The following is a 5,508-nucleotide window of genomic DNA, read 5'->3' as shown; positions in this document are numbered from 1 at the left end:
TTCCGCCGCCGCAAGTCGTGCCCGTTCAGCGCCAAGGATGCGCCCCGGATCGACTATAAGGACGTCCGCCTGCTCCAGGGCTTCGTGTCCGAGCGTGGCAAGATCGTGCCCTCGCGCATCACCAGCGTCAGCGCCAAGAAGCAGCGCGAGCTCGCCCAGGCGATCAAGCGCGCGCGTCACCTGGGCCTGCTGCCCTACGTCGTTAAGTAAGGAGTCCAGACAGATGGACGTCATTCTTCTGGAGCGTGTCGAGAAGCTCGGCAGCATCGGCGACGTGGTCAAGGTCAAGGACGGCTTCGCCCGCAACTTCCTGCTGCCGAACAAGAAGGCGCTGCGCGCCAACGACGCAAACCGCCGCGTGTTCGAGGCGAACCGCGCCCGTATCGAGGCCGACAATGCCAACCGTCGCGGCGAGGCCGAGACCGAGGCGAAGTCGTTCAAGAACGCGCAGGTCACCCTGATCCGCCAGGCGTCGAACACCGGCCAGCTCTACGGCTCCGTTGCCGTACGCGACCTGGTCGACGCGCTGGTCGCGGACGGGCACAAGGTGTCCAAGTCGGCGATCGTGCTCGATCGTCCAATCAAGGCGCTGGGCCTCTACGAGGTCAAGGTCGCGCTGCACCCCGAGGTGTCGGTGACCGTCAAGGTCAACGTCGCCCGCTCGCCCGAAGAGGCCGAGATGCAGGCCGCCGGCGTCGACGTGATGGCGCAGGTGTTCGAGGAAGGTCGCGACCAGGGCGGCTTCGTCGAGGCCTATGATCCCAACGCAGAGCCCGGCGCCAGCGCCGAGGACCGCGACGAGGCCCCTGCCGAGCAGGCCTGACCCTCGCCTCAACGGCAATGACGAAAGGGCGGCGCTTCGCGGGAAGCGCCGCCCTTTTGCATTGGGGTGCGGCGGTGCGCCCTCTCCGGCAGCGCTGGAGTGTGGACCACGCGACCTGCACCCGCACCCCACGTCACCCCGGACTTGATCCGGGGTCCCGCTGCCTTGACCCTCTCAAGTGGAGCAAGAAGCGGGGCCCCGGATCAGGTCCGGGGCGACGGATCAAAGTTGCTGGATCAGACTCCAGTTTACGTGCTCCGCTTCCCCCTCCCGTTCGTGCTGAGGAGCGACTGAGCGCAGCGAAGGCGCGTCTCGAAGCACCGCCGTATCGCTCGGAACTGTCCTTCGAGACGGCACTTCGCTACGCTCAGCACCTCCTCAGGACAAACGGGAGCTGGAGAAGGCGAACTTCCGACGTTGGGGGGAAGCTGCCCTCACCCAAACCGTCGTCCCGGCCCTGTGCCGGGATCCACCGCGCCCGGAAAGCAACCATCCGAACCGCTTGCCCTCCGCCCGCCTCGCAGTGGACCCTGGCACAAGGCCGGGATGACGACATGGCTGGAGTTGGGGAAAGCGGTCATTCTCGGGAAGCGATAACTGGGGTCAATCGCAGTTGTCGGAGACGAGGAAAAGACAGAGCCGATTAGCCAGCAAGTCGCTCTTCACAAACGCCTCGAGTGATCGCCGATGGCGACCAGGATCAACCGCTAAGCGCTCCAGATTGGATTGGCTGGCGTCCATCGGATAGATCGACTCCATCAGGCAATCGGTCCGTGCCAGCGCTTCGTCAGCGGTGAGCCCATGACGCCGTGCGAGGGCGATGTAGTCCGACCGGTCACACGCGCGCGCGTCACGCGGCATTGATAGCTGTGATCGCCAGTAGTGCCTCACGATGTCGGTCGCGGACTGCATAGCATCCTCGCGAAGGCGAACAGGCGTAACCAAGAAGCTTCGCTGCACAGTCATATGCCCACCGCCTTGGTGAAGCATTTCTAGGAATCTCCAAGCTGCTATCGCCGGCCCTCCAGATACGATCTTTAGGAAAGCTTGAGCTATGTCAATACTATACTCCCAACCGAGGAATAGACCATATCTAATGCGTTGCTGGTTGCCATTTACATACTGTGGCAGAAAGTGTTCTCGAAGTGGAAACTCGAAGCTGAAATCGTCGTCCGAGTCAAAGTATAGCACGCCTCCCACCCGAAGCTCTCTTTCAGCCTGCTCATAAGCTCTTCGGAGATGCTCGCGGGCGTGATCATCGAAGGGCCACACAGCATCCTCGGACATGGCAATCTTTCCACACTTGCGCTGGCCATTCCAAACCCGACCGGCAGGCTTGCTGATAGCGGGCCAGCCGCTTCGAAGCGATCCGCAGCGCGCTGCGACCGTCCTCCGCTTCTGGGCAAAGCCAGTCATCAGGTCGGACCGCCGCAGAACCCCAACCAAGCCCCGCCCGTTTCCATTTTCCTACACGGCCCGAATCAGCTATACGCTAGGCCGCTCTTTCCACCGTCGAATCAAGTCGTTGCGCCTGCGGCGGTCAGGCGAGATGCGCCTGCGGCCGTCCCGCTCTCAGGCACCGATCCAGCGGGCCGAAACACACGCCGAGGGTGTCAACTTAGTGTCAACTTCCGCGCCGCAGCAAGCGCCCACCGCGGCCAATAGCTGCCACCCGCTCCTCCCGGCCGCGCCCGAATCAAAAAGGCCCGTCCGGAGCGTTTCCGGACGGGCCTTTCCGTTGGCGCCGCGAGCGGGGGGAGGGGGAGCGGCGCCGGGGGGGACGTTCGGCCCTACGGCACCACCACATACGCGCTGACAACGGCAGCGAGCGGGATAAGTGCCAGGCAAACCGGGATAATCTGCTTCATGGTGGTGCGACCCGAGCTTTGTTTCTTGGCCGGGATAATGCGCGCCAGACGGAAAGGTTGCGTCGAAATGAACGCGGCGTTCACCGCCGCCCGAACAGCTTCTCGATGTCGCCATGCGCCAGCTTGACCCAGGTCGGGCGGCCGTGGTTGCACTGGCCCGAATGGGGCGTGACCTCCATCTCGCGGAGCAGCGCGTTCATCTCGGCGACTGACAGCATCCGGCCGGCGCGGACCGAGCCGTGGCAGGCCATGGTGCCCGCGATCGCGTCCAGCCGCTCGCGCAGCGACAGCGCCTCGTCAAAGGCGGCGAGTTCGTCGGCGAGGTCGGTGACCAGGCCGGTCGGATCGGCGGTGCCAAGCAAAGCGGGCGTGGCGCGGACCAGCATCGCGCGCGGGCCGAACCGCTCCAGCTCCAGCCCGAAGTCGGCAAGCTCCCCGGCCCGCGCCTCCAGCCGGTCGCAGGCGGGCTCGTCCAGCTCGACCACCTCGGGAATCAGCAGCGCCTGCGCCGCCACCCCCCCGCCGGTGAGCGCGCGGCGCATGCGTTCGAGCACCAGCCGCTCGTGTGCGGCATGCTGATCGACCAGGATCAGGCCATCGGGCGATTCGGCGACGATGTACGTCTTCGCCACCTGCCCGCGCGCGACGCCGAGCGGATGTTCCGCGGCCTCGGGCGGCGGCGCCCAGGCGGGCTCGGCGCGCGCCTGTGGTGGCGGGGTGAAGAAGGTGGGGCGATCGCGGAAGCTCCTCAGCCCCTCCCCTTCAGGGGAGGGGTAGGGGGTGGGGGATGTCTCACCGAGACCAGCGTTCGCGGAGGGGCCCCACCCCAAGTCTTCCCCTTCAGGGGAGGGGCTTTCTGGTCGCCACATCCCCAGCGCCGCCTCACCCACCGGCTGCGCCACCCGGTGCCCGGCCGCGTCGAGTGCGCGGCGCAGCCCCGAGACGATCAACCCGCGCACCAGCGCCGGATCGCGGAAGCGCACCTCGGTCTTGGCGGGATGCACGTTCACGTCCACCTCGCCGGGCGGAACATCGAGGAACAGCGCCACCACCGCATGCCGGTCGCGCGGCATCATCTCGGCATAGGCGCCGCGGATCGCCCCCATCAGCAGCCGGTCCCGCACGGGGCGGCCGTTGACGAAGAGATACTGGTGATCGGCGACGCCGCGGTGGAAGGTCGGCAGGCCGGCCACCCCGCCGAGCCGGTGCCCCTCGCGCTCGAATTCGATCACCACCGAGGCATCGGCGAGCGCGCGGTCGGTCAGCGCCGCGACCCGCGCCGGCCGGTCCTCGGGCTGGAGCAAGGGCAGCGCGCGTCGGCCGTCATGCTCCAGGCTGAAGACGATGTCCGGCCGCGCCATCGCCAGCCGGCGCACCACGTCCAGGCAGGCGGCATATTCGGACCGGGGCGAGCGCAGGAACTTGCGCCGCGCCGGCACGCGGGCGAACAGTTCCTCCACCAGCACGCGGGTACCGGGCGGCAGTGCGGCTGGCCCCTCTCCCACCAGCACGCCGTTGTCGACCACCCGCCGCCAGCCCTCCGCACCCCGCGGCCGGCTTTCCAGCGTCAGCCGCGCGACGCTGGCGATCGACGGCAAAGCCTCGCCGCGGAAGCCCATGGTGGCGACCGATTCGATGCGTTCGTCGGGCAGCTTGGAGGTGGCATGCCGTTCCAGCGCCAGCGCCAGCTCGTCCGCGGCCATGCCGCAGCCGTCGTCCACCACCTCGATGCTGCCGGTGCCGCCCTGGGACAGGCGCACCGCGATGCGCGTGGCGGCCGCATCCACCGCATTCTCAACAAGTTCCTTCAACGCACTGGCGGGTCTTTCCACCACTTCACCGGCGGCGATGCGGTTGACGAGATTCGGGGGCAGCCGGCGTATTGACACTCGGGCCGCCCTAGCCCAATCGGCGCCATCCCGCGACCCCGCCCGTGTAAGCACCCCCTCAAGCCGGATGCGGCCGGCGGCGGGCGAGGGATATGGCGAATGGGCGCGGCCCCCCGCGCGCCCGTGACGGGACCCGACGGTAACAAGGCATGGTAATCCAGCGCTTCTTCAAGCTGATGTCGCACGACATGGCGATCGATCTCGGCACGGCCAACACGGTTGTCTACGTGCGTGGCCGCGGCATCGTGCTCAACGAGCCCTCCGTCGTGGCGATCGAGACGGTGGAAGGCGTCAAGCGGGTCGTCGCGGTGGGCGACGATGCCAAGCTGATGATGGGCAAGACCCCCGGCACGATCGAAGCGATCCGACCGCTGCGCGACGGCGTGATCGCCGACATCGACGTCGCGGAGGACATGATCAAGCACTTCATCATGAAGGTGCACGGCGGCCGCAAGTCGGCGCTGCGCTGGCCCGAGATCGTGATCTGCGTGCCGTCGGGCTCGACCAAGGTGGAACGCCGCGCGATCCGCGACGCCGCCTCCAACGCGGGCGCCAGCAAAGTTTATCTGATCGAGGAGCCGATGGCGGCGGCGATCGGCGCCGACATGCCGGTCACCGAGCCGATCGGATCGATGGTGGTCGACATCGGCGGCGGCACCACCGAGGTGGCGGTGCTCTCGCTGCGCGGCCTCGCCTACACCACCAGCGTGCGTGTGGGCGGCGACAAAATGGACGAGGCGATCGTCAGCTACGTCCGCCGCAACCACAATCTGCTGATCGGCGAGGCGACCGCCGAGCGGATCAAGCAGGAGGTGGGCATCGCCCGCCCCCCTGCGGACGGCATCGGCACCACCATCCACATCAAGGGCCGCGACCTCGTCAACGGCGTGCCCAAGGAGATCCAGATCAACCAGGGCCAGATCGCCGA

Annotated in this window: 6 protein-coding genes; 3 read left to right on the top strand and 3 right to left on the bottom strand. The window is 67.3% G+C overall.

The features are described from left to right. Both rpsR and rplI read left to right on the top strand, forming a co-directional pair. The coding region (rpsR, locus tag ACFDTH_RS17165) for a 30S ribosomal protein S18 (protein WP_375288778.1) at positions 1 to 210 on the top strand (210 nt) is incomplete at its 5' end. Between the two features lie 13 nt (positions 211 to 223). Then, positions 224 to 823: a 50S ribosomal protein L9 gene (rplI, locus tag ACFDTH_RS17160; RefSeq protein ID WP_375288777.1), complete on the top strand. Its 600-nt coding sequence runs from the start codon at positions 224 to 226 to the stop codon at positions 821 to 823. A gap of 603 nt (positions 824 to 1,426) precedes the next feature. Here the strand turns inward: rplI and ACFDTH_RS17155 are convergent. From ACFDTH_RS17155 to mutL, 3 genes are all read right to left on the bottom strand, one after another. Further along, positions 1,427 to 1,735: a hypothetical protein gene (locus tag ACFDTH_RS17155; RefSeq protein ID WP_375288776.1), complete on the bottom strand. Its 309-nt coding sequence runs from the start codon at positions 1,733 to 1,735 to the stop codon at positions 1,427 to 1,429. Positions 1,736 to 2,613: 878 nt separating this feature from the next. Next, positions 2,614 to 2,775: a hypothetical protein gene (locus ACFDTH_RS17150; protein ID WP_375288775.1), complete on the bottom strand. Its 162-nt coding sequence runs from the start codon at positions 2,773 to 2,775 to the stop codon at positions 2,614 to 2,616. Beyond that, positions 2,772 to 4,580: a DNA mismatch repair endonuclease MutL gene (gene mutL / locus ACFDTH_RS17145; RefSeq protein ID WP_375288774.1), complete on the bottom strand. Its 1,809-nt coding sequence runs from the start codon at positions 4,578 to 4,580 to the stop codon at positions 2,772 to 2,774. Before mutL ends, ACFDTH_RS17150 begins: the two co-directional genes overlap by 4 nt. Before the next feature lie 149 nt (positions 4,581 to 4,729). Between mutL and ACFDTH_RS17140 the strand changes: the two genes are divergently transcribed. Next, positions 4,730 to 5,508: rod shape-determining protein (locus ACFDTH_RS17140; protein ID WP_375288773.1), on the top strand; the 779-nt coding region annotated here is incomplete at its 3' end.

Origin of the sequence: Sphingomonas sp., from assembly GCF_042096255.1 — a bacterium.
Taxonomy (GTDB): domain Bacteria; phylum Pseudomonadota; class Alphaproteobacteria; order Sphingomonadales; family Sphingomonadaceae; genus Sphingomonas.
This window is presented reverse-complemented; position numbering and strand designations above follow the sequence as displayed.

Excerpts from the sequence above, each read along its gene's own strand:
- rplI (WP_375288777.1), top strand. The coding sequence starts at position 224 with ATGGACGTCATTCTTCTGGAGCGTGTCGAGAAGCTCGGCAGCATCGGC.
- ACFDTH_RS17155 (WP_375288776.1), bottom strand. The coding sequence starts at position 1,735 with ATGCAGTCCGCGACCGACATCGTGAGGCACTACTGGCGATCACAGCTA.